At 58.0% G+C, this 25,846-nt stretch carries 30 protein-coding genes and 2 pseudogenes; 29 read left to right on the forward strand and 3 right to left on the reverse strand.

The window, feature by feature from the left end; translation table 11 throughout:
• The first annotated feature begins 11 nt into the window (after nucleotides 1-11).
• Nucleotides 12-428: a GNAT family N-acetyltransferase gene (locus tag B0G52_RS09810; protein WP_094043642.1), complete on the forward strand. Its 417-nt coding sequence runs from the start codon at nucleotides 12-14 to the stop codon at nucleotides 426-428.
• A gap of 38 nt (nucleotides 429-466) precedes the next feature.
• Here B0G52_RS09810 and B0G52_RS09815 read toward each other — a convergent pair whose 3' ends face one another.
• A complete protein-coding gene (locus B0G52_RS09815) occupies nucleotides 467-1,372 on the reverse strand; it encodes a LysR family transcriptional regulator (protein ID WP_094043644.1) in 906 nt (301 codons plus the stop codon).
• A gap of 176 nt (nucleotides 1,373-1,548) precedes the next feature.
• On the opposite strand from B0G52_RS09815, the gene B0G52_RS09820 reads away from it, so the two are divergent.
• The 12 genes and pseudogenes from B0G52_RS09820 to B0G52_RS09875 all read left to right on the forward strand — a co-directional run bounded on the left by B0G52_RS09820 (nucleotide 1,549) and on the right by B0G52_RS09875 (nucleotide 14,089).
• Nucleotides 1,549-2,676 (forward strand): extracellular solute-binding protein, encoded by a 1,128-nt coding sequence (locus tag B0G52_RS09820; protein ID WP_198960617.1) that lies wholly within the window; start codon nucleotides 1,549-1,551, stop codon nucleotides 2,674-2,676.
• Between the two features lie 4 nt (nucleotides 2,677-2,680).
• Nucleotides 2,681-4,363 carry an ABC transporter permease gene (locus tag B0G52_RS09825; RefSeq protein WP_094043646.1) on the forward strand — a complete coding sequence of 561 codons (1,683 nt, stop codon included), beginning with the start codon at nucleotides 2,681-2,683 and terminating at the stop codon, nucleotides 4,361-4,363.
• Nucleotides 4,360-5,520 (forward strand): ABC transporter ATP-binding protein, encoded by a 1,161-nt coding sequence (locus B0G52_RS09830; protein WP_094043648.1) that lies wholly within the window; start codon nucleotides 4,360-4,362, stop codon nucleotides 5,518-5,520. The genes B0G52_RS09825 and B0G52_RS09830 overlap by 4 nt, the downstream gene beginning before the upstream one ends.
• Nucleotides 5,521-5,524: 4 nt before the next feature.
• The gene (locus tag B0G52_RS09835; protein ID WP_158223650.1) at nucleotides 5,525-6,172 is read left to right on the forward strand and encodes a metallophosphoesterase; all 648 of its coding nucleotides are present in this window, start codon (nucleotides 5,525-5,527) and stop codon (nucleotides 6,170-6,172) included.
• Nucleotides 6,173-6,248: 76 nt separating this feature from the next.
• A complete protein-coding gene (locus B0G52_RS09840) occupies nucleotides 6,249-6,941 on the forward strand; it encodes an HAD family hydrolase (protein WP_094043652.1) in 693 nt (230 codons plus the stop codon).
• A 235-nt stretch (nucleotides 6,942-7,176) separates the two neighbouring features.
• Nucleotides 7,177-8,193 (forward strand): annotated as a pseudogene (locus tag B0G52_RS09845) (LLM class flavin-dependent oxidoreductase).
• Between the two features lie 142 nt (nucleotides 8,194-8,335).
• Nucleotides 8,336-8,845 (forward strand): hypothetical protein, encoded by a 510-nt coding sequence (locus B0G52_RS09850; protein ID WP_094043654.1) that lies wholly within the window; start codon nucleotides 8,336-8,338, stop codon nucleotides 8,843-8,845.
• 33 nt (nucleotides 8,846-8,878) lie between these two features.
• Nucleotides 8,879-9,406, forward strand: a complete 528-nt coding sequence (locus B0G52_RS09855; protein WP_094043656.1) for a hypothetical protein — start codon at nucleotides 8,879-8,881, stop codon at nucleotides 9,404-9,406.
• A 12-nt stretch (nucleotides 9,407-9,418) separates the two neighbouring features.
• Nucleotides 9,419-9,979 carry a GNAT family N-acetyltransferase gene (locus tag B0G52_RS09860; protein WP_094043658.1) on the forward strand — a complete coding sequence of 187 codons (561 nt, stop codon included), beginning with the start codon at nucleotides 9,419-9,421 and terminating at the stop codon, nucleotides 9,977-9,979.
• Nucleotides 9,980-9,994: 15 nt separating this feature from the next.
• Complete coding sequence (locus B0G52_RS09865; protein ID WP_094043660.1) at nucleotides 9,995-10,519, forward strand: hypothetical protein; 525 nt, start codon at nucleotides 9,995-9,997, stop codon at nucleotides 10,517-10,519.
• Complete coding sequence (locus B0G52_RS09870) at nucleotides 10,516-11,103, forward strand: stalk domain-containing protein (protein ID WP_094043662.1); 588 nt, start codon at nucleotides 10,516-10,518, stop codon at nucleotides 11,101-11,103. Before B0G52_RS09865 ends, B0G52_RS09870 begins: the two co-directional genes overlap by 4 nt.
• A 109-nt stretch (nucleotides 11,104-11,212) precedes the next feature.
• Nucleotides 11,213-14,089: a hybrid sensor histidine kinase/response regulator gene (locus B0G52_RS09875; protein WP_094043664.1), complete on the forward strand. Its 2,877-nt coding sequence runs from the start codon at nucleotides 11,213-11,215 to the stop codon at nucleotides 14,087-14,089.
• 233 nt (nucleotides 14,090-14,322) lie between these two features.
• Here the strand turns inward: B0G52_RS09875 and B0G52_RS09880 are convergent, their stop codons facing one another.
• Nucleotides 14,323-14,748, reverse strand: a complete 426-nt coding sequence (locus B0G52_RS09880) for a PH domain-containing protein (RefSeq protein ID WP_094043666.1) — start codon at nucleotides 14,746-14,748, stop codon at nucleotides 14,323-14,325.
• A 763-nt stretch (nucleotides 14,749-15,511) separates the two neighbouring features.
• Between B0G52_RS09880 and B0G52_RS09885 the strand changes: the two genes are divergently transcribed.
• From B0G52_RS09885 to B0G52_RS09945, 15 genes and pseudogenes are all read left to right on the forward strand, one after another.
• On the forward strand, nucleotides 15,512-16,069 hold the full coding sequence (locus tag B0G52_RS09885; RefSeq protein ID WP_094043668.1) for a hypothetical protein: 558 nt from the start codon (nucleotides 15,512-15,514) through the stop codon (nucleotides 16,067-16,069).
• 117 nt (nucleotides 16,070-16,186) lie between these two features.
• On the forward strand, nucleotides 16,187-16,408 hold the full coding sequence (locus B0G52_RS09890; RefSeq protein ID WP_233162533.1) for a DNA-directed RNA polymerase subunit alpha C-terminal domain-containing protein: 222 nt from the start codon (nucleotides 16,187-16,189) through the stop codon (nucleotides 16,406-16,408).
• Nucleotides 16,405-16,962 carry a GNAT family N-acetyltransferase gene (locus B0G52_RS09895; protein ID WP_094043672.1) on the forward strand — a complete coding sequence of 186 codons (558 nt, stop codon included), beginning with the start codon at nucleotides 16,405-16,407 and terminating at the stop codon, nucleotides 16,960-16,962. Before B0G52_RS09890 ends, B0G52_RS09895 begins: the two co-directional genes overlap by 4 nt.
• A 71-nt stretch (nucleotides 16,963-17,033) precedes the next feature.
• Nucleotides 17,034-17,450, forward strand: coding sequence for a hypothetical protein (locus B0G52_RS09900; protein WP_094043674.1), 417 nt, complete (start codon nucleotides 17,034-17,036; stop codon nucleotides 17,448-17,450).
• 104 nt (nucleotides 17,451-17,554) lie between these two features.
• Complete coding sequence (locus B0G52_RS09905; protein WP_094043676.1) at nucleotides 17,555-17,749, forward strand: DUF4177 domain-containing protein; 195 nt, start codon at nucleotides 17,555-17,557, stop codon at nucleotides 17,747-17,749.
• 28 nt (nucleotides 17,750-17,777) lie between these two features.
• A complete protein-coding gene (locus B0G52_RS09910; protein ID WP_094043678.1) occupies nucleotides 17,778-18,056 on the forward strand; it encodes a bL32 family ribosomal protein in 279 nt (92 codons plus the stop codon).
• 27 nt (nucleotides 18,057-18,083) lie between these two features.
• Nucleotides 18,084-18,437 (forward strand): annotated as a pseudogene (locus B0G52_RS36595) (VOC family protein); the annotation flags it as partial.
• A gap of 315 nt (nucleotides 18,438-18,752) precedes the next feature.
• Nucleotides 18,753-19,235, forward strand: coding sequence for a GNAT family N-acetyltransferase (locus B0G52_RS09915; RefSeq protein ID WP_369827041.1), 483 nt, complete (start codon nucleotides 18,753-18,755; stop codon nucleotides 19,233-19,235).
• A 25-nt stretch (nucleotides 19,236-19,260) separates the two neighbouring features.
• Nucleotides 19,261-19,689, forward strand: coding sequence for a GNAT family N-acetyltransferase (locus tag B0G52_RS09920; protein WP_094043680.1), 429 nt, complete (start codon nucleotides 19,261-19,263; stop codon nucleotides 19,687-19,689).
• A 240-nt stretch (nucleotides 19,690-19,929) separates the two neighbouring features.
• Complete coding sequence (locus tag B0G52_RS09925) at nucleotides 19,930-21,879, forward strand: heavy metal translocating P-type ATPase (protein WP_369827034.1); 1,950 nt, start codon at nucleotides 19,930-19,932, stop codon at nucleotides 21,877-21,879.
• A 141-nt stretch (nucleotides 21,880-22,020) separates the two neighbouring features.
• A complete protein-coding gene (locus B0G52_RS35560) occupies nucleotides 22,021-22,197 on the forward strand; it encodes a hypothetical protein (protein ID WP_158223651.1) in 177 nt (58 codons plus the stop codon).
• 110 nt (nucleotides 22,198-22,307) lie between these two features.
• On the forward strand, nucleotides 22,308-23,090 hold the full coding sequence (locus B0G52_RS09930) for an ABC transporter ATP-binding protein (RefSeq protein ID WP_094043684.1): 783 nt from the start codon (nucleotides 22,308-22,310) through the stop codon (nucleotides 23,088-23,090).
• A 90-nt stretch (nucleotides 23,091-23,180) separates the two neighbouring features.
• Nucleotides 23,181-23,492: a DUF4870 domain-containing protein gene (locus B0G52_RS09935; RefSeq protein ID WP_094043686.1), complete on the forward strand. Its 312-nt coding sequence runs from the start codon at nucleotides 23,181-23,183 to the stop codon at nucleotides 23,490-23,492.
• Nucleotides 23,493-23,570: 78 nt separating this feature from the next.
• Entirely contained in the window at nucleotides 23,571-24,098 is a 528-nt protein-coding gene (locus tag B0G52_RS09940) for an AAA family ATPase (protein ID WP_094043688.1), read from the forward strand.
• Nucleotides 24,095-24,934 (forward strand): GNAT family N-acetyltransferase, encoded by an 840-nt coding sequence (locus tag B0G52_RS09945; RefSeq protein WP_094043690.1) that lies wholly within the window; start codon nucleotides 24,095-24,097, stop codon nucleotides 24,932-24,934. Before B0G52_RS09940 ends, B0G52_RS09945 begins: the two co-directional genes overlap by 4 nt.
• Nucleotides 24,935-24,961: 27 nt before the next feature.
• On the opposite strand, the gene B0G52_RS09950 is transcribed toward B0G52_RS09945, so the two are convergent.
• On the reverse strand, nucleotides 24,962-25,504 hold the full coding sequence (locus B0G52_RS09950; protein WP_255407491.1) for a CGNR zinc finger domain-containing protein: 543 nt from the start codon (nucleotides 25,502-25,504) through the stop codon (nucleotides 24,962-24,964).
• Between the two features lie 41 nt (nucleotides 25,505-25,545).
• Here B0G52_RS09950 and B0G52_RS09955 point away from each other — a divergent pair, with 41 nt between their 5' ends.
• Nucleotides 25,546-25,731, forward strand: a complete 186-nt coding sequence (locus B0G52_RS09955; protein WP_094043694.1) for a hypothetical protein — start codon at nucleotides 25,546-25,548, stop codon at nucleotides 25,729-25,731.
• The last annotated feature ends 115 nt before the right edge of the window (nucleotides 25,732-25,846 follow it).

Raw genomic sequence — 25,846 nt, forward strand, 5'->3', positions numbered from 1 at the left:
AGGCAACGCGCATGCCGGAATCGCTTAAACCGACGAGAGGGACGAACGAAGAAGCCGTCTACGTGCGAAACAAACTGATCGAATTCAATTCCAAGCACACTCCGAATGGAACGTATGAAGAACTCTGCCTGACGTTGAAAAACGATGAAGGCGACATCATCGCCGGCCTCAACGGCGTTATGCGATGGAACTGGCTGGACGTCGATATTCTCTGGGTGGCGGACGACTGCCGCGGCCGGGGAATGGGGCGAACGCTGCTGGAGGAAGCCGAGCTTTTCGCTCGGTCGAAGGCGTGCACCTTCATCAAATTAAACACGTTCAGCTTCCAGGCTCCCGAATTTTACAAGAAATACGGCTACGAAGTCATCGCGATCATTGAGGACGCCCCGATCGGGCACAAACTTTATTTCTACAAGAAAAACTTGTAGGCGATAGACGATCCGAGCTCCCCGTGCCGGGCAGGCCTCTAGTCCGACAGAACGGACATGCTCGACCGGGCGAAGCTCAGAAACTGGCGCAGATGGGGAGACAACGCCTCCTCGTCGCGCAGCGCCAGACAGATAAACCGATTGTTGCGGTAGCGGGGAAGCGAGCGCTGGATCAGCTCTCCGGACTGCGTTTCCCGGATCGCGCTTCTCCACGGCAGCACCCCGACGCCCATGTTGCACTTCAATCCCTCTTTGATCGTCTCGATCGCTCCCATTTCCATGGCTGAATCCAACTTCAGCCCGACCTGTTCCGCCCATTCGTCGGTGAGCTGTCTCGAAGTCGTGCCGGACTCGTGCAGCAAGAACGTTTCCTGTTGCAGCTGCTCTAGCGTAATCTCCTCCGAGGAGGCCAGCGGATGGTCGGGGCACAGGAACAGCCGGAGTCCGTCCTCCGCCAATCGATGCACAACCAGCCCTTCGTCGTCCGTGACTTTCTCGGGCAGCGACACGATCGCCGCGTCGATCTCGTAGTTGCGCAGCATCGCCAGCGTCGATCGCGCCTTCTTGACGGTCAGCAGCAGCTGCACGCCGGGATGCTGGACGCGGAACTCCGCCAAATGCCGCGGGATGAAGTACGTCGCCGGCGTATGGCTCGCCCCGATTCTCAACCTTCCACCTTGGCGGCTCCGCAGCTCGTTCATCCGTTCTTCCGCTTCGTCCACCAGCATTACAATCCTGCGCGCATAAGGCAGAAGCTCGAAGGCGTCGCTCGTCGGCTGGAACCCCCGCGCGTTTTTGCGCCATAGCGCCAGACCCAGCGTCTCCTCCAGCTTCCGCAGATGGAAGCTCACGGTCGGCTGTTTCAGCCCCAGCTTCTCGGCCGTCTCGATCAGCGTATGGCCATCGCACACCGACAAGAACACTTTCAACTGCTGTACGTTCATCCGTATCCCTCCGCTTCTCCTCGTTCGAGCTGATTATAGATATAATCTATATTCATATCAATAATGATAGATTTATTTAACAAAACTAACGGGTGGAATTAACATCTCTTGTACAAACCGATGTTACCTTTTTAGTAGAGCATTTCATACTAGATTGGTGGAGGGTACAAGGGATCATGAAAAAAACGAAAACGAAGCTGACGGGAATTTCACTGCTGCTGGCCACGACGATGATGATCGTGTCCGCATGCGGAGCAAGCGGCAACAATGCGGCGAACGGAGGAGCTCAACCGTCGGCATCTCCGTCGACGGAATCGGCTTCCCCGTCCGAGACGACGCCGGCAAGCGAGACGCCGTCCCCCGAGGTGCAAGACGAAGGCACGTTGACCGTGTATCTGAACGACTTCGACGATATTATCGGTCCGATGTTCGAAGCGGCGACCGGGTACAAGGTCGAACTCGTCAAGGGTAACGGCGCCGAGATCATGTCCCGTATTCAAGCGGAGAAAGGCAATCCGCACTGGGACGTCGTCTGGCTCGACGCGATGCCTTCCATCTACGGCATGGGAGAGGATAATCAGCTGCTGACGGACTGGACGCCGGACAATGCGGCCAATCTGAAAGATTCTTACCAAGCGTACGTACCGGCGAACAAATCGTTCTATCCGACCGGCGCGCACGCGGCGGGAGTCATCGTCTACAACACGAACGCCTATACGGCCGACCAGGCTCCGAATTCGTGGGACGACTTCGCCAAGCCGGAGTTCAAAAATGCGGTCGGCATGGCCGATCCGGCGATCGCGGCTCCCGCGTTCCCGTTCGTTGCCCGCTTCTTCAGCGAGAAGCAGCTCGACGGCGGCCAAGCCTTCTTCGATTCCCTGTTCGCGAACGGCTTGAAGGTGTATCCGAAAAACCCGAACGTAGCGGCCGCGCTCAGCTCCGGCGAGATCAAAGCGGCGGCGCTGCAGGAATCCAACGCCTACGGCTTGGTTAACTCCGGCGAGCCGATCGGCATCATCTGGCCGGAAGACGGCGCTCCGGCATCCGTGCGGGTAGCGGCGATCCAGAAAAACACGAAAAACCCGAACGCGGCCAAAGCGTTCGTCAACTTCCTGCTCGACCCGGCTACGCAGCAGCAGTTGATCGATCAAGGCGACGAGAGCTACTTCGAGCCTTCCGTGCCGGGAGTTAATCCGAAGGCCGATCGCGCCGCCGACGCCAACCTGGTCGCTGCGGATGCTGCATGGGCGTTCGAGCACGAAGCCGAGATCAAGCAATGGTTCGCCGACAAAGCGGTGAAGTAAGCCGATGTTGAGGCTGAATCAGAATCGCCTCGGATGGTTCGTAAGCCTCGCCCTATGCATTCTGGTCCTGTTTCCCTTGGCGGCGGTCATCGTTCAGGTGCTGCTGCCGGGGGTTTTCTTCGGAGATTGGAAGCTGGGCGACTTGCGGCTGCTGCTGGAGCTGTTTAACCGTCCGTTATGGCTGAAGTCGTTGGAAAATTCCGTGCTGCTGGCAAGCGGAACGACGCTGCTGGCGGCGCTGCTCGGCGGCTCGCTGGCCATGGCGCGCGCGACATGGCGCTTTCCGACCGCGCGCTTGCTCGATGCGGCTGTCTGGGGATTGCTGATCACCCCCTCATTTATTTTAGCGCAGGGCTGGGTCATGTTCGCCGCGGGCGGCGGCTTGGCCGTCAAGCTGCTCGGCTGGAGCTGGGTGACGCCTGCCGTATTTCAGCCTGCCGGGCTGGTCGTCGTCATGACGCTGAGCAAATTTCCGCTCGCCTACTTGAGCGTGTATGCGGCGATGGAGTGGAAGGTAGAGCAGCTTGCCGAAGCGGCCCGGCTGTGCGGCGCGTCCGCCTGGCGCGTCTGGCGCACCGTGCAGGCGCCGCTTCTGCTGCCCGCTTTTCTGGCTGGCGCGGCGCTCGTATTCATGGACACGGTCGGGGATTTCGGACTGCCGGCTTCCATCGCCGCCGTCTATCGGTTCCCGACGCTCCCGTACTCCATCTACTCCGCGCTGTACACGTCGCCAATCCGCTTCGATATGGCCGGGGTGCTGTCGTTTTACCTCGTTCTGCTGATTTCCTTGGCTATGCTGCTGCAATTTTACGTGATGCGGAAGTCTCGCTTTGATTTTCTGTCGGCGCGCGCCATACCTGCAGAGCCGAAGCCGGCAGGCCGGTTGACGCCGCTTCTGACGATCGGCAACCTGCTGTTCCTGCTCGTCGTAGTCGGCATTCCGATCGGCACGAACGTGCTCATGTCGCTGTTCCGCACGCAATCCGGCGGGTTCACGCTCGACAATCTGACGTTCGCGCATTACGTCTCGCTGTTCGCGGACCACAGCCAGCTGCTGGCGGGATTGGGCCGCTCCTTGCTCATCGCTTCCGTCTCCGCGCTGGCAGGGCTTGCGTTGGGCGTGGCGGTGTCGTTCGTGCTCACGTATTCCCGGTTCCGCTTCAAGCGCTGGATTGAAGTAATGTCGCTCGTGACGCTGGCCGTGCCGGGCGTCGTGCTCGGCATCGGCTACATTTTCGTCTGGAACCAGGCCTGGCTCGAGAAGATCGGACTGCTGCTGTACGGCAAGCCGGCCATTCTCGTCCTCGCTTCCGTCGCGGGCGCCGTCCCCGTCATCACCAGAATTATGGTAGGCGCGATGGCGAAGGTGCCTAACACGCTGCTCGACGCGGCGCAGATGCAGGGAGGCTCCTTGCTCAACCGCGTGCGGCTCATCCTGGCTCCGCTCATCCGCGGCGCACTGCTGTCAGCGGCGCTGGCCGCTTTCGGCTCCAGTGTGTTCGACTTGGCGGTCAATGCGATTTTGTTCCCGCCTAACTTCTTCACGCTTCCGGTTTCGATCAACAAAGCCTTCGAAGATTTGAACTTCGGCTACGCGTCCGCCGCCACAATGCTGGGCGGAGGAACCGTTATTCTGATTATCCTGCTGCTGGAGATGCTCCTGCGGCGAAAGGTGGCCCGCACATGAACGGCGCTTCTCTCGAACGACCGCTTCTGGAAATCAAAGACGTCGCCAAGCGCTACGAATCCCATCAAGCGTTGCGAAGCGTCTCTCTCGATATGCGCAAAGGAGAAATCATCAGCGTCCTCGGGCCGTCCGGCTGCGGCAAGTCTACGCTGCTGCAGCTCATTGCCGGACTCGCCCTGCCCGACAGCGGAGAGATCCGGCTGGACGGCGAAGTGATCTCCTCCTCTCGCGGCATGCTGCCGCCCGAGAAACGCGGCGTCAACATGGTGTTCCAAGATTACGCGCTCTGGCCGCACTTGAGCGTGTTCGACAACATCGCGTATGGGCTGAAGAACCGGCGCATGGATCGCGCCGACATGCGCAAGCGCGTCGGCGAATTGCTGGAGATGCTGCAGCTTGCCGGACTGGAGAAGCGGCTTCCGCCGCAGCTGTCCGGCGGGCAGCAGCAGCGGGTCGCGATCGCGCGGGCGCTGGCGACGCAGCCCCGGCTGCTGCTGCTCGACGAGCCGCTGTCCAATCTGGATATGCGGCTGCGGATCGAGATGCGCACCGAGATGGCGTACCTGTTCCGCCAGCTCGGCACGAGCGTGTTCCACGTCACGCACGATCCGGAGGAGGCGTTCGCCATGGCCGACCGCCTGCTCATTATGCGCAGCGGCGCGGTCGATCAGATCGGCACTCCGTCCGATTGCTACGCGCGGCCCGCCAGCCGATGGGCCGCCGCGCTGCTCGGCGCGATCAACCGGATCGAAGGGACGATCGTCCGCACGGCTCGCGGCGTCGCGTTAAGAAGCGGCTCCGTCCTGATCGAAGGAATAGGGGCGGAGGACTCCGCGGAAGGCAGCGAAGCGGAGCTGCTGTTCCGCCCGGACGACGTCGTCTATGTGGGCTCGGGAGGCGCGCCTTCCGCCGCCGTCGCCGAGACGGCCGCCGCTTCTCAAGACGGCCGGCGCCCGGACGGCGAACGAACGACGTTCGAGCTCGACGTGCTGCACAGCACCTTCGAAGGCAAGAGATGGCGCATCGTCGCCAAGACGGCTGCCGGTCAGAAGCTCTATCTGCTGGGCGAGCGGCCACTGCCTCCGGGTACGCCCATTGCCGTCTCGTTGCCCAGATCAGCCGCCTACATTTACGACAAGACGCAGGAAGGGAGCTAGTCTGTTGAGCAATTCCGCAAGTCCCCGTTTATTAGCCATATCGGATATACACGGACACGAAGACGGGCTGCTGCAGCTGCTCGACGCTGCCGGCTATAAAGCGGGGAAGGATCGACTGGTGCTGCTGGGAGATTACGTGAACGAGGAACCGAACTCCTGGGACACCTTGAGAACGATTAAGCGCTTGGCCGACCAGGGAGCCGTCGCGCTTCCGGGCAATACCGACCTCACGGTCGCCAATCTGGGAGAAGCGCCGACTCATCTGGTGCCGCTGCTCGGATGGCTGAAGTCGCTTCCGCCTTATTGGATCGCGGACGGCTACCTGTTCGTGCACGCCGGCATACGCCCCGGAATCCCGCTCGACCGGCAGCCGCTTCGCGACCTGACGGAAATTCGCGAAGCGTTCTGGAAGGAGAAGGTCGAAGTTCCGTATACCGTCGTCTTCGGGCACACGCCGACCTACAAGCTGGGAGCCGAGATCGGACGAATCTGGTGCGGCGACGGACGCATCGGCATCGATACCGGCGCGAAGCACGGCCAGCGCCTGACCTTGCTGGACGTCGGCGAGCGGCTGAGCTACTCCTGTTCGACTTCCCCGTTGAATCTGTATCGGGACATTCGGACCGATTCCGTGTATAATTTTGAAAGATAACTCGAAACGCACAAGACCCCGCCTAAGATAGGAGAGCTATCTAGGGCGGGGTTCGTCTTTTAACGGGGGGAAGAAGATGTACAAGGCCATCCTATTCGATCTGGACAATACGCTGCTCGACTACTCGCACAGCGAGGTCGACGCCATGAAGAAGACGCTCAGGGACCATGGGATTTGGGAGGACGAGGAGGCGTGGTGGGAGTCGTTCTGGCCCGTTTTCTCGCAGCATAATTTCAGGCATTGGATGGATTTCGTTAACAAGAGAGGTCCCCACAGAACGATTCAGGACGTGCTGATCAGCTCCTTCCGCGATTCGCTGGACGCCGACTCGGCCCGGCACGAACGGCTTACGGCATCTTATTGGGACTATTTCTGCAACAATTGTCATTTCGAGAACGGCGCGCAAGGCGTGCTTGATTTCGCCAGGGACCGCTACAAGCTGGGCATCATCTCCAACGGAATCGGCGAGGCGCAGCGCAAGAGATTGGCGGCGGGAGCCATCTCCGACCTTTTCCATTCCGTCGTCGTCTCGGACGAGGTAGGCATCCGCAAGCCGAGAAGAGAGATTTTCGATCACGCTCTGGCGGAGCTGAGATTGGCGCCGTCCGACGTTCTGTTTGTCGGGGATTCGCTGACGGACGACTATCAGGGCGCGGCCAATGCGGGCATCGACTTCTGTTACTATAATCGCGAGAAGATGAGGCTGGCGGATTCGCACAGACCCAAATATAAAATCGACGAGCTGCAAGAGCTGTTGAACTATCTTTGAGAATATCGCCGTGCATGATGAAATTTCGGATGAAAGGTTATGAGGACTTCCATAGAACGATTTAATCGTCGAATAGAAAATGTGAATTAGACCCTTGGGCGGACGGGTGATATAGTGGATAAACAATTCCAATCGGAAAAGTTTGTCGGATGCCCGATCCGGGACAGTCGCCCTGCTTGAGGCATCGGTTCCGTTCGGCGCTTCGCGAAGCAGTCGAGCGAAGGGATGGCCGCAGATGAAATTCGCGTTATTCAGCCTATTGATGAACGTTCCAAACGCCGTAACCGGCGAGACTTTGACCGAACACCGGAAAATCGAGAGCGTCCTGAACCAGGCCGCTCTTGCCGAGAAGCTCGGGTTCGAGGCGTACGGCATCGGGGAACGGCACGGAGCGCCTTTCCTGTCCTCGTCTCCACCGGTTTTGCTGGCTGCGATCGCCGCCCGCACTTCCCGCATTCGGCTGCTGACGACCGTCACCGTACTTAGCGTCCTTGACCCCGTGCGGGTGGCCGAAGACTACGCGACGCTCGATCATCTCTCCGACGGCAGACTTGAGATTATCATCGGCAAGGGCAACGATCCCCGGCACTATCCTCTGTTCGGCATACAGGAAGAGGAGCAGTGGGATTCGCTCGAAGAGCGCTATGCGCTGTTAAGGAAGCTGTGGGACGAAGAGGGAGTTACTTGGCAGGGCAAGTTTCGTCCGCCTCTGAACGACGTGACGACATTCCCGAGGCCGCTGCAGCGGCGAATTCCCATCTGGCACGGCAGCGCATCCAGCCCCAGATCGACCGAGCTGGCGGCGAGATACGGCGATCCGTTGTTCTCGTCGAATACGTTCCATCCGCAAGAGAAGTACAAGGCGTTGATCGGCCTATTACGGGCACGATCCCGCCCATGCGCTCGTCGGAGCGGGAGCGGGAAGTCTCTACTTGGCCGGTACGAAGGAAGAGGCGATCCGGCGCTTTCGCCCGTATTACGACGCCTTCTTCTCCACGGATGCCGCCAAGCATAACCAGTCGCCTTTCACCGGATTGGAAGATACGATCGCCAGAGGCTCCATGCTCGTAGGAAGCCCGGAGAGCGTGGCGGAGAAAATTTTGAATTATTACGAGGCGTTCGGCCACCAGGTACTCGCCATCAGCGTGGACGGACTTACCGAGTCGGAACAGGCGGAACAGATCGAGCGCTTCGCCGCCGAAGTCGCGCCCGTGCTTAGACGGAAATTCCAAGCTCCGTGTGGAGCGCATAACGTTTGCGCAGCCGCGTATTCGCCAAAGGATGCACAATCCGGGCGGATACGCTGCTTTTATTTTGAGGACACAACTAGAAAGTATGGGTTATAATACCAGTATCTGATCGGCCAAGGCGCATCTGGAGAGGAGCAAAGCCGCTTGGGTCTCGCAAGAAATCTGAAAATCGCAGGTTTTCACGTCTTCTTGAACACAGGAGCATTACTCTTATTTTTGTTGTTGAATAAGAATGGGGCAGTCTTTGCGCTAGCCAAAATCTATGTTCTGATTGTCCTGCCGCTGGCGTACATCTTTCTAGGCTACCGATACGTACCGGCCGAAGCCTCGTTCAGGTCAAGGATGATGAGTCTGTCACTCGTTAGCTTGATCGGAATCGCGGTGTGGACCGTTTGCTTGTACTTCTATGTGATGGACGACGCCGCAGCCCGCGCCGAGAGCGCTTTCTTGGTTCTGCCTTCCGAAATCGTTTGGATTTTCTACGGGGCGTACAATCTGCTTCTCTACGTACCTCTGATTGTGCTGGACTTCCTCTCGTTGAAGGGGGAATGGAAGCTGCAGGGATATGAAGCGGCGGGGGGAGTGTTGCTGGTTAACTTTATTCCGCTGGTGCTGATGTATCTGGGAGCGTTCATCAAGAAAAACAGGTCTTAGGGGGCGGAGGATGAGCGAAAGGGGCGGAGAAAAATGACCAAACGGACGGCCATAGGGGCCGCGGCGGCCGTCTGCTGCGCGGCAATCGTTTTTATCGCGGCGGCGGTGCTGTTCAGCGGCGACGACAAGGACGAGGGCGTGTCGCTGGCGTTCGTTAACGCGGGGCTGCAGGCGGACGGCGTTCAGCTCGGGATGCGCGAGCAGGAGTTGGTGAAGCTGTGGGGGCTCGGACAATATCAAGAAGGGTTCGGGGGCCACTTCCGTCTCTATCCGGACAGGCAATGCCATATCGGCATTCCCGGCGATCCGGACAACGACCTGTACGGAGACGTCGGGCAGCTGGAGATTTCGAATCCGCAGTACGGCATATTCGGCATCAGCCCGGGGGATGCCGTCGCGGCAGCGGAGGAAACGCTCCATGCCCAAGGATTCCGTCCCACAGAGCACGATGCCTCGATATGGGCTTCGGGAGAATTCACGATCATGCTCCGCGGGCAATTGGAGATCGACTCTATTTACGTAGGCTTCAACGACAAAGACTTGAGAGACAGACAGTATTGAGGGGAATGGCTCATGGAAATCAAGCGACTCGCAGCTCTAACCGAAGACGAACTTCTTTCCCTGGGAGAGTTCGGATATACGTCGATGCACCAATACGAAGCGATCGCGGAGTCGACGGCCGAAGCGTTCAGCATTCGGTTAAACCTGGTTCAACTGAACGAGCCGTTCGTCAAGCAAGAATCGAACGACGGAGATGACGCCGTAGACTACGGGAAGATGGCCAAACTGGGCTATTCGTTAGGAATGTATGATGGCGGCAAGCTGATCGCTCTGGCGATATCGGAGCCGCAGAGATGGAACAACACGTTAATGATATGGCATTTTCAAGTGCATGAAAATTACAAGCGGCAAGGCTGCGGCACAAGGCTGATGGGGCAAGTCGTAGAAATGGCGCGAAGGGGAGGATTCCGGGCGGTAACGTTGGAAACGCAAAATACGAACGTCGCGGCTATCCGATTTTACATGCGCTGCGGCTTCACGATAGAAGGAATCGATCTGTCGCTCTATTCGAACCGGGATACGGGCAAGGAGGAAATCGCGCTGTTTATGAGGAGGAAGCTCGAAAATTCCTAAGCGGAGGGAACTGTGATGAAAATTAGAGAGTTGGCGTTTCTGGTGATCAGGGTGCTGGCGGTTTATTTTTTCGCGCTCGGTCTGAACCATCTGGTCGCATATTTGGACTATTCCTTGCCGGCCTACTTGCAAGTGCTCGGGGACGATGCCTCGTATGGAGAGGTATTCCTGCTCGTAGGCATACCGTCGATCTTATTGCTGCTCATCAGCGTCGCGTTGTGGCTGTCGGCCGGTAAACTGTCCAGGTTCCTCGTTTCTTCGAATTCCGAAGAGGAAGCAAGTTCTCCGTCCTTCCGCGGAATCGAAGCGTTCGTGCTGGCGGTTGTCGGACTTGTGCTGGCAATCTTGTCGTTCTCGAGCTTGGCGAGAATACTGCTAAACTACGCGAATATGGAAGGCCAACGTCTGTATATCGACCATCGAAGCTTCTATATCGCTCTTGCGGAGCAAGTCATTCGTCTGCTGCTGGGCATTGTACTGATCTTGAAGGCGCAAGGGTTCGCGAAGCTGCTGCGGAAAATAAGGGGGGATCGGGAGTGAAAAAGTTTATAGCCGGTTTCGTGCTGGGAGCGCTGCTGTTCGGAGGGATCGGAGCGTATGCCGCTACGCAGCAGGAGACGATCGAGATCACCCGCAACGTCCGCAAGCTGGTGATCAGCGGGAACAGTTACGAGACGAAGAGTTACGAGATGGGGGACAACATGTTCATGAGCGGCGGAACGACGTACGTCCCCTTGCGGTTTCTCGTGGACACGTTCAACCACTTCGTCGATTGGGATAATCGGGAGAAGACCGCGCACATCTATCTTGACCCTTGCATGACGATGGCGGGAGTTCCTTTAAGAACGCTGAATCCGGCGATGATCGACGCTCCGCGGGATTGGAGAGCGATCTGCGTGAACAAACGATCCGTGCTGCTGCCCAAGGACGTCATCTTGGAGGCGTTAAAATTTACGGATCACGGCATACCGTCGGACCAGTTTCCCGCCTACCTATTAAGCCGCGGGGAGCGTATGATATTAATCGGCTTCGGGGGCATGCTGTTCGCCGAGGACAAATCCGAGCTCGGAGACGAATTCGCCTTTTTGTCGGACTATGTGTACCCTGAGGGACGAAGGTCTTGAGACCTATTCTCAAGCTCGAATTATGACGAATTAATCGTGAAACCGCTATCCATTCGCCTAGTTTTCATGTACATTAATAATAAATGGCGGATAAGAGGCGGTGATCGCAATGCTGAAGGATCTCGTGCTTAACTTTGCGATTTTGGGCGTATTTCTGTTTCTCGTCTCTCCGCTGTTCATCCGCGGGCGCACCCGACGGACGAACAAGCTCGTCCACCGGCTTATTATCGGGGGCGTATTCGGCGTACTCGGAATCATATTGACATTTTTCGGCATCGACATCAACGGATCGGCGCAGTTGAACTTGCGAGGCATCGCCTTGATGCTGGCCGCTTATTTTGCCGGGCCGGCCGGCGCGCTCGCCGATCTGGCCGTCGTCTATTCGTGGCGGCTGGCCGAGAACGGCTATTTGGACGCTGCGCAGGTCGGCATCGGCATGGCGGCCGCCGTCGGGACGGGGCTGCTGTTTCAGAAGATCAGGCCCTATTTCCTGAAATGGCTGTGCGGCACGTTGTTTCTGCTATATTTCTACTACGGCGGACTGTGGCTTGCGGGACAGATCTCGTGGGGCACCGTGGAATATTATCTGGTCTACCAGACCGGCTTCTCCGCGTTGATCTCGGTCTTCCTCTACTATCTTGAGCGCAACGAGGCGAATAAGAGCAAGGCGATACAGACGGAACGGGACATGAGCTCCATGCTGCGGATGCAGCCCGGATTTACCTTCCGCTTTCAGAAGCGCGGCGGCAAATATTACTATACGATGATCGAGGGACGACTGCTGCAGCGGATCGGGGCCGCGCCGGCGGATTTCATCGGCAGATCGGTCGAAGAAGTCGGGCTCTTCCCGCGCGACTACATTGAGCTTCTCAACAATCAGTACGACGAAGCGTGGGAGGGAACGGAGGTTTCCCACGAGCGCCTGTTCAACGATCTGATCCTTCATGTCAATCTGCATCCGATTCGGACGGACGGCGTCGTGACCGAGGTGATCGGGACCGGAATCGATATTACGGAAGAGAAAAGACGGCTGGAAGCGGACGAATCGAATAAAGCGAAGAGCCGGTTCCTGGCGCAGATGAGCCACGAAATCCGCACGCCAATCAATGCCATTATCGGATTGAACTACATTCTCCAGCAATCCGATCTGAGCGAGAAGCAGCTCGATTACGTCAATAAGTCGATTACGGCGGCCAAGAGCTTGTTGGCGATCGTCAACGACGTGCTGGACTTCTCCAAGATCGAGGCCAACAAGGTCGTGCTGGAGAATATTGAATTCGACCTCTACGAAGTGCTTCACAACCTATCCAATATGGTCAGCTTCAAAGCTTATGAGAAAGGCCTGAAGTTCCGCTTCTCGATCGATCCCCAAGTTCCCCAGATGCTGATCGGCGATCCCTACAGGCTTCAGCAGATTCTCTTGAACATCACCAATAACGCCGTGAAATTCACGAACAGCGGCGAGCTGGCGATTTCGGTTCATTGCGGCGAGCAGGTTCACGGGATGACGCAGGTGAAATTTGTCGTTCGCGATACGGGCATCGGAATGACCAAGGAGCAGCTCGAAGGATTGTTCCGCGAATTTACGCAAGCGGACATGACGACGACTCGCCGGTTCGGAGGAACGGGGCTGGGGCTGGTCATCAGCAAGAGATTGGCGGAAATGATGGGAGGAGCGATTCGAGCGGAAAGTCGGCCGGGGCAGGGAAGCACGTTCGAGATCGCGCTGCCTCTCGCTTCGGCGGACGCTTCCGTTTACGGGGAGGAATTCGACCAAGCGCTGAGCTTCGTCCGCGTGCTTCTTGTCTGCTCCGATCTGCAGATGCAGTGGGTGCTGCGCAGGCAGCTGACTCAGTTCAAATTCGTCGTGAATGTGGCTAACGGAGCGGTCGACGTGTTGGACAAGCTCGATCGCGGAGAGTCGTACGATATGGTTATTGTGGATTGGAAGCTGAAGGGGGAGGACCCTCTGACGCTTGCCCAGGCCATACGCGGCAGAGGGTTATCTGAACAGCCCTCGGTCGTTCTCGTCAGCTCCTGCCACGAATCGGAGCTGCAGCAGGCATTGCAGTCCGGCTGCGTCTCCCGGGCGCTGCTGTATCCGATCAGCCAATCGCAGCTGTATAACGAGCTCATCGGCCTGGTGCAATGGAAAACGATGTACAAGCAGCAGCCGTCGACGGGCCGCAGCCGTCCCGAGCCGTCATCCTCGCTTAAAGACGCCGTCGTGCTTCTCGCAGAGGATAACGAGATTAACCAGCTCGTAGCGGTGGAGCTTCTCAAGGCAGTCGTGTCGAGGGTGGATGTGGCGGATGACGGGTTCGAGGCCGTCGAGCTTGCGACCCGCAATCGTTACGACGTCATCCTCATGGATTTGCAGATGCCGGAGATGGACGGCTACGAAGCCGTTCGTCAAATTCGCCAGACCGAAGCGGGAAGGAACGTGCCGATCATCGCCATGACGGCGGACGCGATGAAAGGTGTGGAAGAGCAGGTGCTGGCGGTCGGGATGGACGCCTATCTGACGAAGCCGTTCGACCCGCTGGAGCTTTACAAAATGCTGCATCAATTCGCGGCCCCTTCCGGGGAGCAGGAGGCGAGCGCTTCCGCTCAAGCTGCGGCGTCCGCCGATGGCGGCGCCAGACTCGACATCGAGGGCGCCCTGAAGCGATTGGGAGGCAATGACAAGCTGTACGAGCATATCCTGGAGCTGTTCGTCGCGGATCACGCGAACGGGATCGAGCTGATCCGCTCGGCGATGGCGGACGGAGCCGAAGGCAGGGCCGAACGTCACGTTCATTCGTTAAAAGGAGTTGCCGCGAATATCGGCGCGACCGGATTGGCGGATCTTATGGACGAGCTGCAGGCGGCGCTGCGCAGCGGAGATCGGAGCGGGTGCGACAGCCTGCTGAGCGTTGCGGAGAGGGAGATGCGGATTACGCTTCAAGACGCCGGTCGGATCAGAAGAAGCCTGACCGGCGCTTGAAGCGCGGGGGTTGCCAGGCAAGCCGCCGTTATTGCAGTCTGGAAGCAAGGAATCGTCCCGTAAGTCAGGCAACTTAGCATCCTCGAGATACTGCCTCGCAAGTATTCGCCGATGATGCTGTCTGTTGCACTCCGATGACTTATGGGACGATTCTTTTTGCGTTGCGGAACATTTTCTTGGTGAGAGCCGTCTTAAGGATAATCAGGATAGTTCGCCACCCAGAACAGCCGCCGTTAAGAGTTCAAACGTTTGCTGTTCTGGGTGGCGATAGCCATCAGGGCAACGTAAATCGGCTGCACGGTCATCTTTTTGCCGAATTCGAACTTGTAGCTCGCGGTTTGGACGTTATTGGCTCTATAATAAGGCGACGTAATATAGTGGATGACGATCTCGCTGTCGTCGAAGCCGGTTCCGGCCGTCTCCATCGTCACCTCGTAGATCGAGCTCAAGTGGATGGACACAACCCTCGTTTTTCGGCCGGTCACGCCTTGGTGATCAATCAGGATCAAGCGATCGTCGGTGAAAATAAACGCGTCGCGAACGAGCTTGAAGCCCATGTGGATGTGCTCGTCCGGCATGAGATAAGCCCCGTACTGATTTTGCAGCTCTTGCACCGATACTTCCGAGTAATTGCCCAGCAGACCCCCGAACAGCGCCATTTGAATTTCCTCCCTGATTTGTCGATATCTATCGAATGCATAATCGATTATAATAGCTTCTATGATTAGAAGATATTTCCTTTCGGGTCGCCATTATTTTTAGAAAAAACGGCTGACCAATTGATTTTGCAAATAGCTTGCTAGATCTCTCGGGATAAAGAATGTACGGAATGATCGATTAATCTTTGCCATCCAGGCTTCACCCGAGCGTCGATGTGCGATTCTTTCGAGCCGATTCCGCCGTTTAGACACCCGATTCGGTCGAAGAAACTTGCGCAATGGTCTACCAGACCGCTAGAGGCGGTCATCGGTCAGGATTCGCCCACGTAACGGTCTGTCGGACCGTTAGCGGTCCCTTGTAGCGGGGAATCGGCGGATTAACGGTCTACCAGACCGTTAGAGGTGGTCATCCGCTCGGATTTGCCCACGTAACGGTCTGTCGGACCGTTAGCGGTCCCTTGTAGCGGGGAATCGGCGGATTAACGGTCTACCAGACCGTTAGAGGTGGTCATCCGCTCGGATTTGCCCACGTAACGGTCTGTCGGACCGTTAGCGGTCCCTTGTAGCGGGGAGTCGACGGATTAACGGTCTACCAGACCGTTAAAGGCAGTCATCCGCTCGGATTCGCCCACGTAACGGTCTACCAGACCGTTAGAGGCGGTTAATTCGAGTAGCTTTATACTAATTCTTTCGGTGTGTGTGTGCGCTCAGGTGTGTGAATTGGTCCGTCATATAAAAAAGATCAGAGAGAGGGGGGAGACGGATGAAGAAGACGACATGGGTGATGATGATCGGATTGATACTGCTTGCGACGATGCTCGTTCCTGAGCAGAGAGCCTATGCCTGCAGCTGCGCGGCCGGCAGCGCAGCGGAGAAGCTGGAGCTCTTCGATGCCGTGTTTACAGGCAAAGTGGTCGGCGTCGGCGGCAGGAAGCGTTTTGTACACGATACATCGAGAAAATATACGTTCGAAGTCGATACGGCATGGAAGGGGATAGCCGAACCTCGCGCGACCGTCTACAGCTTTGACACCGGAGAAGCTTCTTGCGGCTATTCCTTCTCGCGCGGCAAGACCTATCTCGTATTCGCCTACGAAGAAGAGGGCAATTGGAAGACAAACCTGTGCGCCGGAAATCTTCAGATCAACGAAGCCGCATCCGCGATAGCATTGCTGGGCGACGGCACGAAGATCGAGAAGACAGGGGGCGCAAACCTCTTCTCGAACGGCATGCTGCCAACTTGGGCAGGTCCGGAGACGGGCGCGGCGGCCCTGCTGATACTGATCGCGCTGCTGTGGTCGTGGAGACGAAACAATCGGTGAAGCTTCGAATGGGTCCGTAAGGCGCAAGACCATTCCTTTATTTAGCTGTGGTACAATATATGCATGGGAATCCTGTTCTCAGACATGGGAAAACAAGCATGGAAAGGAGCGGTGACGATGACGGAAGCGAACTCGGGACATCCGTTTCCGCCGGGCATGTCGAGACCGGCTCTTCAGGCGCTGGAGGTTGCCGGAATTACGTCGTTGGAGGACATTGCCCGACACAGCGAAGCGGAATTGCTGAAGCTGCACGGCTTCGGGCCGAAATCGATTCGCATCCTTCGACCGGCGCTCGAGCAGATCGGTCTTGCTTTTGCGGAAAGCGGGAAGAAGCGATGATTAGAAAACAATACGCCACTCCTCGTTTAAAGCTGAGAACGCTGGACGAGAGGGGCGCGCCGCAAGTGTTGGATTACGTGACGCGGAACGAAAGTTTCCTTCAACCTTGGGAACCGTCGAGAACGCCGGATTTCTTCACGCTGGAGAGACAGCGGGAGCTGCTCCGCTTCGATCAGTCGAGCATGGCGCTGGATCAGCTGTTCAAAGTCTGGCTGTGCAAAAAAGATGAGCCGGACCGGATCATCGGATCGATCGCCTTGAGCAACATTGTCCGGGGCGTCTTCCAATCGTGCCATCTGGGTTATCGGCTGGACGGGGAAGAGGCGAACCGGGGCTACATGGCGGAGGCGCTGCAAGCCGTCGTGTCGGTCGCCTTCGGGGAGCTGAAGCTCCACCGGATAGAGGCGAACATTATGCCGCGCAACGCGGCGTCGCTCCGACTGGTCGAGAAGCTCGGTTTCCAGCCCGAAGGTTTGGCGCGCCAATACTTGAAAATCAACGGCAAGTGGGAAGACCACATCCATATGACCTTGATTAACGAAGAGATGGAGTAGCACGCGCTTGGAACTTTGAATGAGACGGATTCGTCTAACCTTGTATCCGGCCGAATCAGGGAGAAATTGCCATGTTCCGAGTGCAGAGAAGCTTCGCGAGCAAACTGATCAGCGCCTTCGCGACGTCCATACTGTTCGCCGTCTATATCGAAGTCATGTATCCGGATTCGGGCGGAGACTACGGTTCTCTGTTCCTCCCGGCTTTTTTCATCGCGTTCGCCTTCGTTACGATTATCGCTTTTCCGGTCTCCCTGCTCGCCGATAAAATGGCGAAGTCCGTTCGCCGCGTCACGGCGCCCACGACCCGCAACGCTCTGGTGAGCGGGGCGGCGCTCGCGACGGGGATCGGAGCTCTGATCCTGTTCGGTTCGAAGGAAGGCAGCAGGCTGGCGCTGTACGGCTTGGTCTTGCTGTACGGCTACTTTACGATCGACTATTTGGTTTCCCTCATCGAAAGCAAATACAGGAGAAATAACGATTTATTTTGATCGCTCTGAATAACGTGTTAAGGTGCTCAAGGAGATTTCCCGGAAGCTGGACGGACGCAAGTAAGCGGGACGGCGGCATTCCGGCGAGGAGAGGTGAAACGGTAATGGAACGTTGGGAATACAAAACAATCAAGTACAAGACGGGCGGCTTCATGGGCGGCAAATTAGACCCGGAAGAGTTCGAAGCTCAGCTTAACGAATACGGCGGCCAAGGCTGGGAGCTGGTTTCCTGCTTCGATACGAGCATGGGCCAGGGCGCGTCCCGCGACGTGATCGTCGTGTTCAAGAGACGCAAGTAGTTCAAATCTTCGCGAGGAGGGATAGAAGATGATTGCTATCGTCGTTTGGTTGATCGGCATGGTTATTTTCTTTTTCATTCTGTTCAACGTCATTCAACACGCGCTGAACACTTCGGAGATGGCAAAGGATTTGTCCGAGATCAAGCGCCTTCTGAGAGAGCAGGCCGCGGGCCGTTCCACGGCTGCCCCGCCCGCCCCGAGGGACATCGCGGAGCTGCGGAAAGTATACGACCGCTGCCCGGGCTGCGGCCATGCCGTTCAAGCGCACCATCTCGTTTGTCCGGATTGCGGCCTGCGCCTGACTTGACGGAACATCTAGTAAGGAGGGGCGCGAATGCGCATTGCCAGAATTAAACTGTACGCACTAGAGCTGGAGCCTCTTCGGCGCTTCTATCGCGATACGCTGGAGCTTCCGCTGTGCGAGGACGGGGAAGGCTCCTTTACGGTGCGGGCCGGACAGTCCCTGCTGACTTTCGATCAGGGGCTTCCCGATTCCGATTCCAGTTCCAGTTCCGATGAGCCTCCGTATTATCATTTTGCTTTTAACATTAGCGAGAACAAGATCGCGGAGGCGGTCGAGTGGCTGGAGCGGAAGGGAGTTGCGATCAGCCCGGTCAACGGCCGGACGGTCGTCCGTTCCGAGTCGTGGGATTCCGATTCCGTCTATTTTATCGATCCCGCAGGCAATATCGTCGAATTCATCGCCAGGCACCGTCTGTCGAATAGGGCGGATACGCCGGGCTTCTCCGCCGAGAACGTCGTCAATATTAGCGAGATCGGCTGCGGGACGGACGACGTGAACGAATTGTCACTGTTGCTCCGCAAGCGGCTGCGCGAGTCGGTCTATCTGGAGGGAGACGAGCTGTTCACTCCGATCGGGGACGAGGAAGGGCTGGTCATTCTTTCTTCGCTTCGACGTAATTGGCTCGGTTCGAACAAGCCGGTGCGGATTTTTCCGATGGAAATAACCGTTCTCACGGGAGAGACGGGCGAATCGCAGGTGCTGCGCTTCCCCTATCCGGTTCGTACGCTGAGCTTCAGGAAAAAGACGAACGAGGAAGCCTTCCCCTACGATCTGCTGCTGCTCGCCGATCCTTCTCGGGAGATGGTCGACGATTACGTCGGCAGAGGGGACTGTTACTTGGCGTACGCGGACGGCGAGTTGGTCGGAGAATTCGTGCTCGTCGCGACGCATCCGCGGACGATCGAGATCGTCAACATCGCCGTCCGGGAATCCTGGCAAGGCCAAGGCATCGGCAAGGCGCTCGTGTTGAAGGCGATCGAGACGGCCAGAGCGTCGGGCGCCGCGGCGCTGGAGATCGGCACGGCCAATTCGAGCTTCGACCAGCTCAGATTGTATCAGAGCTGCGGGTTTCGAATAGTCGGCGTGGATGCCGATTTCTTCGTCCGTCATTACCCCGAGCCGATCTACGAGAACGGACTTCGAGTGACGGATATGGTAAGATTAAGAATAGAATTACGGTAAATTAAGAGAACGGAAGTGGCGGGACATGCTGGTTGAAGTCAAAGACAGGTTGGACGATCCGTCCATACGCGAGATTGTAGGAGTCAGCGTCTATCCCGATCCCGACAAGCTGGAGAAGACGATTGAAGCTTACAAGTCGGACAGCGGACTCGAGCTGTACGGATACGAAGCCGAAGGAGAATGCATCGGCATTATCGGTCTGCGCATGAACGAAGGCGGAGAAATGAAGATCGAGCATCTCGCGGTGTCCCCGGATTATCGGGGGTTGGGTTACGGGCGCGGGCTCGTTCTCGAAGCGATCGACAAGAAGAGCCCGACCGTCCTGGTCGCCGAGACGGACGAAGACGCGGTGGATTTCTATCGCAATATCGGCTTCGAGATCGAAAGCTTGGGCGAATTGTATCCGGGCGTGGAACGGTTCAAATGCGTCTATGTCGTGCAGGCGAACGAGTAGCGGAGGACGAACATTCGCGGTTTTCGACCCGATTGCAGCGGACGGCTCCATTCTCCTCTTTATTTTTATTAATTCCTATATTATAATAATTTTAAATAAGATGCGCTGCATCTCCCACAAACGAATATCCATGGCGAGGTCTTGACTCGCTTGACATGCTGCTCCCTTCCGGGAGCAGCATGTGTCGTTTTAAGGGGTGTAATAATGGGAGTCATTCTCAATGGAGAGGGAGAGATTACAATGAGCCAAGCGATACATTCGATGAAGGAACATACCGAACGGAACGGTCTCCGGCAGGGCCGCTCCGCGACAACGGCCGATTGGCTGAGCCGTTACGGGGAAGGGATGGCCGCTCTGGCGAGCGGCCTGCTGCTGGCAATCGCTTATATGCTGGAGCAAGTGTCCTATCCTTGGGCGGTTGCCGTCTATATTGCGGCATTCGCGATAGGCGGATTCGTCAAGGCGAAGGAAGGCGTGCTCACGCTCGTGCGGGAACGCGATCTTGACGTCAATCTGCTGATGATCGTCGCGGCGATCGGGGCCGCGAGCATCGGCTACTGGACGGAGGGCGCCGTTCTGATCTTTATTTTCTCGCTGAGCGGGGCGCTGGAAACCTATACGATGGACCGCAGCAGCAAGGACATCTCGTCTTTGATGGACCAGAAGCCGGAGACGGGCACGCTGATTCAGGACGGCGCAGAACGCATCGTTCCGATCGACGAGCTGAAGGCCGGAGATCTTGTTCTCGTTAAGCCGGGCGAACGGATTCCGTCCGACGGGGTCGTGACCGAGGGGGCGTCGGACGTGAATCAAGCGTCCATTACGGGGGAATCGATTCCGGTCGACAAAGGCCCGGGAGACGCCGTGTATGCAGGGACGCTGAACGGCGAAGGCGCGCTGTACGTGGAGGTAAGCCAGACGAGCGAATCGACGCTGTTCGCGAAAATCATCCGGCTCGTACAGGAGGCGCAGAGCGAGAAGCCGGCGTCACAGCGGTTCATGGAACGGTTCGAGCGCCTCTACGCGCGGGCGATTGTGCTTATCTCGGCGCTGCTCGTAGCGGTTCCGCCGCTCGCGATGCAGGTCTCCTGGGAGCAGGCTTTCTACAAGGCGATGGTGTTCCTGGTCGTAGCGTCACCGTGCGCGCTCGTTGCGTCGATCATGCCGGCGATGCTGTCGGCGATCTCCAGCAGCGCAAGGAAGGGCGTGCTCTTCAAAGGGGGAGCGCACCTGGAAAATCTCGCGAACGTGCGGGTCGTCGCCTTCGACAAGACCGGCACTCTGACGCAAGGCCAGCCCGTCGTGACCGACATCGTCTCCTTCCAGGATTACGGAGAGGCCGAGGCGCTTTCTGTCGCGGCCTCGCTCGAGAGCCTGTCCGGACATCCGCTGGCCAAAGCGATCGTTCGCGCTGCGCGGGAGCGGGGCTTGACCGCAGAACGTCCCACCGAATTCGGCGCACTGACGGGCCGCGGTATTCAGGCGAAGCTCGGCGGCGAATCGTGGACGATCGGCAAGGCGTCCATGCTGGAAGAGCGCGACCGGCAGGGGCGGATCGCGGAGACGATCGATCGGCTGGAGGACGAAGGCAAGACGGTATCCGTGCTGATGAACGAGCGGGGAGCGATCGCCGTGTTCGCTCTGCGGGACCGGATTCGGCCGGAAGCCGGACGCGCGATTGCCAGGCTGAAGAAGCTGGGCGTGCAGACCGCCATGCTGACCGGAGATCAGGAGAAAACCGCGCGGGCAATCGCCGGCGAGCTGGGCATCGACCGGGTGTACGCCGATCTGCTGCCCGAGGACAAAGTCGCGAGGATCAGGGAGCTGAAGGAAGTGTATGGCGCGATCGCCATGGTCGGCGACGGCGTGAACGACGCTCCGGCGCTGGCGACGGCCGGCGTCGGCATCGCGATGGGGGCGGCCGGCAGCGACGCGGCCTTGGAGACGGCGGACGTCGTGCTGATGAACGACGACATCGGCCGGATCGCGGACGCGATCGTGCTCGGCAAGCGCGCCAGAACGATTATCAAGCAGAACATGACGTTCGCGCTGAGCGTCATCGTGCTGCTGATCGCCGCCAACTTCGCGCAGGGGATCGCGCTTCCGCTCGGCGTCGTCGGCCACGAGGGAAGCACGATTCTGGTTATCCTCAACGGGTTACGGCTGCTCGGCTATCGGGCGGGCGAATGATGGATTTGACCAAGGGGTATGAAGCAGCAGCGTCCGCGAATCGCTCGCGGTTCCGCTGCTTCATGCCCCTTGATTTTGCATCCGAATGGGCTATAATGATGATAATGATTCTCGTTATTGCGAAGCGGAGGAGATTCGAAGATGAACGCGCTGTTTCCGATCGTGACCGTGCTGCTGATCGCGCTTGGCGCGCTCTGCTTGTTCGCCGCGATGGCTAACGCGGACCGTGCTCGCTTGGGCCGGAAGACGGTCTCGTCCGATGGAAGCGTTCCGGGCGAGCTGGCGGCTTCGAGCCCCGTTTGGAAGACGAGAGAATAAAGATTCGGTCATACAGAGAGCCGTCGGGGGCCGTCCCGGCGGCTCTGTCGCGTTCTCGTGGAGCAATCCGCCGATTGAACCAGGTTCTTCCACATGCTATGATGCCTAGTATGGAGACGAATATCATTGAACTCAGAGACGTAAGCTGGAGACGCGAGAAGAAGACGATTCTCGAGCAGGTCGATTGGACCGTTCGCAAGGGCGAACATTGGGCGCTGCTCGGATTGAACGGATCGGGCAAGACGACGCTGCTCAACATGATCAACGGTTATATTTGGCCGACCTCCGGGCGGATTTCGGTGCTCGGACACACATTCGGTGAAGTGGATCTGCGGGACCTTCGCAAGCGGATCGGATGGGTCAGCTCCTCCCTTCAGGAGAAGCTGTACGCTTCGGATAAGACTCAGTACGTCGTCATCAGCGGCAAGCATGCTTCGATCGGTCTTTACGAGACTCCTACGGAAGAAGATTTCGAGACGGCTCGCAGGCTTATGGAGCAGCTTTCCTGCATACATTTATACGACAGGACCTATCAATCCTGCTCTCAAGGAGAGAAGCAGAAGCTGCTCATCGCCCGCGCATTGATGGCTTCCCCCGATCTGCTGATCTTGGACGAGGCGACGAACGGACTCGATTTTCTGTCCCGGGAAAATCTGCTTGGGAGCATCGACGAACTGGCCCGCAGGCCCGACGCGCCGACGATGCTGTTCGTGACGCACCACATCGAGGAGGTGCTGCCCGTATTCGGCCGATCCTTGCTGATCCGTCGCGGGACCATATTCGAGCAGGGGACGACTCGCGAGACGCTGACCACGGAGACGTTGTCGGCTTTTTTCGAGACCGGAGTCAGAATCGATTGGCGGAACGATCGCGCATGGCTTTCCGTTCCATAAGCAAAAAACGCGACTAAAGTAACTAGCGCACGGGGAACGAATTCGTTTACATTTAATGCAGATTAATCCAACGGGAGAGGTGTTTGATCGATGGTTCCTACGGAATCGGACGTTCAGCAGAACAAAGGCATGGCCATGGTCGCTTATATTTTATTTTTCATTCCCCTGCTTGCCGCTAAGGAATCGCCGTACGCTCAGTACCACGCGAGACAAGGCTTCAACCTCTTCTTGCTCGCGCTGGCGACGAACGTAGTGCTGGGCATCATTCCAATTATCGGCTGGCTGCTGCTTCCGTTGGCCAATATCGGCATTCTCTGCCTCGTCATTATCGGCATTCTTGCCGCGGCGAACGGCCAGGCGAAGCCGCTTCCCCTCATCGGGAAATACGAGATTTTGAAGTAAGAGAATCGTGCGGACAGCCCCCGGCCCTCAGCGGCGTCAGGGGGCTGTCGCCATTGTTCAGACAGGAGCGAAGGCTGTATGGCGATTACGGTTTACGTGATTTCCGGACCTGCGGGAGCGGGCAAATCGACGACCTCCAAGACGATCGCCGCCAAGCTGCCCCGAAGCGCGCACATCGAAGGGGATTTGGTCGACCGGATGGTGGTGGGCGGCTACGAGATGCCTTGGCTCAGCGACTATCATACCGGTTTGATCTGGCGCAATATCGAGTCGCTGACCCGCAACTTCGTTCGGGAGCGGCATGACGTCGTCATCGACTATGTCGCTTTTCCGCACAATGCGAGGGCGATAGCGGAGGCATTGCGAGGTCAGGACGTCGCGGTGAAATACGTTGTTTTGGTCATGAAAGAGGACGAGCTGCTGCGCAGAGACGCTCTGCGAGCGCCCGAATACAGAATGGGAGAGCGGTGTCTCGCCGGACTGCGGGAAATCCGGGAGTCGCGGCCGGACGACCGCCATGTGCTGGATACGACGGAGATGACGGTCGAAGAGGCGGTCGAAGCAATCTTGGAGGGAACAAATTGGATTGTGGAGGGATCGGCATGAGGGAGGCGAACCGGTTATCGGATCGGACCGAAGCGATCGAAAGCTCGGAGATCGGCTACGTGCTGGACCGCATGGAAGCGATTCGGAGTCGGCCGGGCAACCCGGAAGGGATCGAGATCGCGCGCTTTGGAGGTGCGGCATGTTTCTATAGCAAGACGATGCCTTGGGCGACGTTCAACACGGTCAAGGGCTTAAAAAGCGGCGATGGAGACGCGCTTGCGGCCATCGTCGATTTTTATCGGTCCCGCGGACGCAAGCCGCAGTTCGAGCTCGTGCCGGGATTGGCCAATCAGGAGCTGATGAAGCGGCTGGACGAGCTAGGCTTCTATCAGACGGGTTTCCATACGTCGATGGTGATGACGGCATCTGACGCAGAGGCGCTTCCTCTGGAGTCGTATGCGGACAAGTTGGAGGTACGGCTGCTGAGGGAAGATGAATTCGAGCTGTACGCGACCGTCCATTGCCGAGGCACCGGCTTGCCGGACAGCGGCATTGCCCCGGTAGCGGCGAATAATGGGGTGCTGTACGGCCGTCCGGGGTGGCGCTTCTACGTTGCGCTGTGGGAAGGTGTTCCGGCCGGAGTCGCCGTGTCGCATACGAGCAAGGGGACAGCGTCCCTAACGTTCGCCGCGACGCTGCCGGAATATCGCGGCCGCGGCATTCAGACGGCGCTGCTGCGAAGAAGAATCGGAGACGCGTTCGCCGAAGGCTGCGGGCTCGTCGTCGGCCAGTGCGCATTCCTGTCCCCGAGCCATCGGAACATGGAGCGGGTCGGCATGCGCATCGGTTATGTCAGAGCCTCGTGGAACGAGAGGCAGCGCGAAGCGAGACGATAACCCCGTCGATCGCGCCGCGATGGCGATTCAGGATTGAGAATCATCCGAGGCATGGCCGGAGCCCGAGGCTGCGGCGGCCTCGGCTTTTTTGCGTGCGCGGAAACGGCGAACCTTCATCAGGTTGCCGCACAGCTTGTCGTCGCAATAACGCTTCGACCGGTTGCGCGTATCGTCGTAATACACCCACAGACAGCTCGGATTGTCGCAGAAGCGGATGCGGGACGGTTCCCCTTCCGAGAGCATGGCGGCGAAGGAGGCGGCGATCTCCGCTTCCACGGCCGGCCAGCCGCTTTCGAGCGGAATGAGCTCAACCTGGTAACGGCGGCCCTCGGCTTCGGCGGAAGCGGACAGTCTGCGCGCGACTTGTCCGCGCGCCATGAGCGCGTTCAACCGCTCGAAATCCGCGGCTTCGGGCGCTTGGCCGTCCACGAACGCCCGCGCCATGCGGTGAAGCAGCAAGCGAAGCCGCTTCAGCGAATCAAGCTGCTCTCCGCCCGGCATTCCACCCGCGGCAAGGGGCAGCTTGTCCGCCCATAACCAACGACGACACTTTCGCGATCGGAGACGCAACGGAGGATGGCTGGCGGAATACGATATCGAATCTGGAGAAAGTGCATTTCGACATTCGGGACCGCCTTGCCGCGCTTGCGGAGGAGCGGCTGGACGACATGCTGCCTCATACTCCGATCGGCAAGTGGGCGCATAACCTGCTAGCTCACGACGGCTACCATGTCGGACAGATCATTTTGCTGCGCAAGCTGCAAGGCTCCTGGCCGGCCCGCAGGTCTTTCGAGTAGCCCCGGTCGGTACAACCCGAGCGCAATTTTCTTCCACGGCGACGAGTCCACGCAGACTAAAATCCGTATCCCCGCAATAACCTGACGTATAGGCACAATTTGGGATGAGAAAATT

The sequence above is a fragment of the Cohnella sp. SGD-V74 genome (assembly GCF_003001675.1).
Taxonomy (GTDB): Bacteria; Bacillota; Bacilli; order Paenibacillales; family Paenibacillaceae; genus Cohnella.

What these genes read in the sequence shown, in the direction of transcription:
- B0G52_RS09810 (WP_094043642.1), top strand. Translation starts at nt 12, where the DNA reads ATGCCGGAATCGCTTAAACCGACGAGAGGGACGAACGAAGAAGCCGTC.
- B0G52_RS09815 (WP_094043644.1), bottom strand. Translation starts at nt 1,372, where the DNA reads ATGAACGTACAGCAGTTGAAAGTGTTCTTGTCGGTGTGCGATGGCCAT.
- B0G52_RS09820 (WP_198960617.1), top strand. Translation starts at nt 1,549, where the DNA reads ATGAAAAAAACGAAAACGAAGCTGACGGGAATTTCACTGCTGCTGGCC.
- B0G52_RS09825 (WP_094043646.1), top strand. Translation starts at nt 2,681, where the DNA reads ATGTTGAGGCTGAATCAGAATCGCCTCGGATGGTTCGTAAGCCTCGCC.
- B0G52_RS09830 (WP_094043648.1), top strand. Translation starts at nt 4,360, where the DNA reads ATGAACGGCGCTTCTCTCGAACGACCGCTTCTGGAAATCAAAGACGTC.
- B0G52_RS09840 (WP_094043652.1), top strand. Translation starts at nt 6,249, where the DNA reads ATGTACAAGGCCATCCTATTCGATCTGGACAATACGCTGCTCGACTAC.
- B0G52_RS09855 (WP_094043656.1), top strand. Translation starts at nt 8,879, where the DNA reads ATGACCAAACGGACGGCCATAGGGGCCGCGGCGGCCGTCTGCTGCGCG.
- B0G52_RS09860 (WP_094043658.1), top strand. Translation starts at nt 9,419, where the DNA reads ATGGAAATCAAGCGACTCGCAGCTCTAACCGAAGACGAACTTCTTTCC.
- B0G52_RS09865 (WP_094043660.1), top strand. Translation starts at nt 9,995, where the DNA reads ATGAAAATTAGAGAGTTGGCGTTTCTGGTGATCAGGGTGCTGGCGGTT.
- B0G52_RS09875 (WP_094043664.1), top strand. Translation starts at nt 11,213, where the DNA reads ATGCTGAAGGATCTCGTGCTTAACTTTGCGATTTTGGGCGTATTTCTG.
- B0G52_RS09880 (WP_094043666.1), bottom strand. Translation starts at nt 14,748, where the DNA reads ATGGCGCTGTTCGGGGGTCTGCTGGGCAATTACTCGGAAGTATCGGTG.
- B0G52_RS09885 (WP_094043668.1), top strand. Translation starts at nt 15,512, where the DNA reads ATGAAGAAGACGACATGGGTGATGATGATCGGATTGATACTGCTTGCG.
- B0G52_RS09890 (WP_233162533.1), top strand. Translation starts at nt 16,187, where the DNA reads ATGACGGAAGCGAACTCGGGACATCCGTTTCCGCCGGGCATGTCGAGA.
- B0G52_RS09895 (WP_094043672.1), top strand. Translation starts at nt 16,405, where the DNA reads ATGATTAGAAAACAATACGCCACTCCTCGTTTAAAGCTGAGAACGCTG.
- B0G52_RS09900 (WP_094043674.1), top strand. Translation starts at nt 17,034, where the DNA reads ATGTTCCGAGTGCAGAGAAGCTTCGCGAGCAAACTGATCAGCGCCTTC.
- B0G52_RS09905 (WP_094043676.1), top strand. Translation starts at nt 17,555, where the DNA reads ATGGAACGTTGGGAATACAAAACAATCAAGTACAAGACGGGCGGCTTC.
- B0G52_RS09910 (WP_094043678.1), top strand. Translation starts at nt 17,778, where the DNA reads ATGATTGCTATCGTCGTTTGGTTGATCGGCATGGTTATTTTCTTTTTC.
- B0G52_RS09920 (WP_094043680.1), top strand. Translation starts at nt 19,261, where the DNA reads ATGCTGGTTGAAGTCAAAGACAGGTTGGACGATCCGTCCATACGCGAG.
- B0G52_RS09925 (WP_369827034.1), top strand. Translation starts at nt 19,930, where the DNA reads ATGAGCCAAGCGATACATTCGATGAAGGAACATACCGAACGGAACGGT.
- B0G52_RS35560 (WP_158223651.1), top strand. Translation starts at nt 22,021, where the DNA reads ATGAACGCGCTGTTTCCGATCGTGACCGTGCTGCTGATCGCGCTTGGC.
- B0G52_RS09930 (WP_094043684.1), top strand. Translation starts at nt 22,308, where the DNA reads ATGGAGACGAATATCATTGAACTCAGAGACGTAAGCTGGAGACGCGAG.
- B0G52_RS09935 (WP_094043686.1), top strand. Translation starts at nt 23,181, where the DNA reads ATGGTTCCTACGGAATCGGACGTTCAGCAGAACAAAGGCATGGCCATG.
- B0G52_RS09940 (WP_094043688.1), top strand. Translation starts at nt 23,571, where the DNA reads ATGGCGATTACGGTTTACGTGATTTCCGGACCTGCGGGAGCGGGCAAA.
- B0G52_RS09945 (WP_094043690.1), top strand. Translation starts at nt 24,095, where the DNA reads ATGAGGGAGGCGAACCGGTTATCGGATCGGACCGAAGCGATCGAAAGC.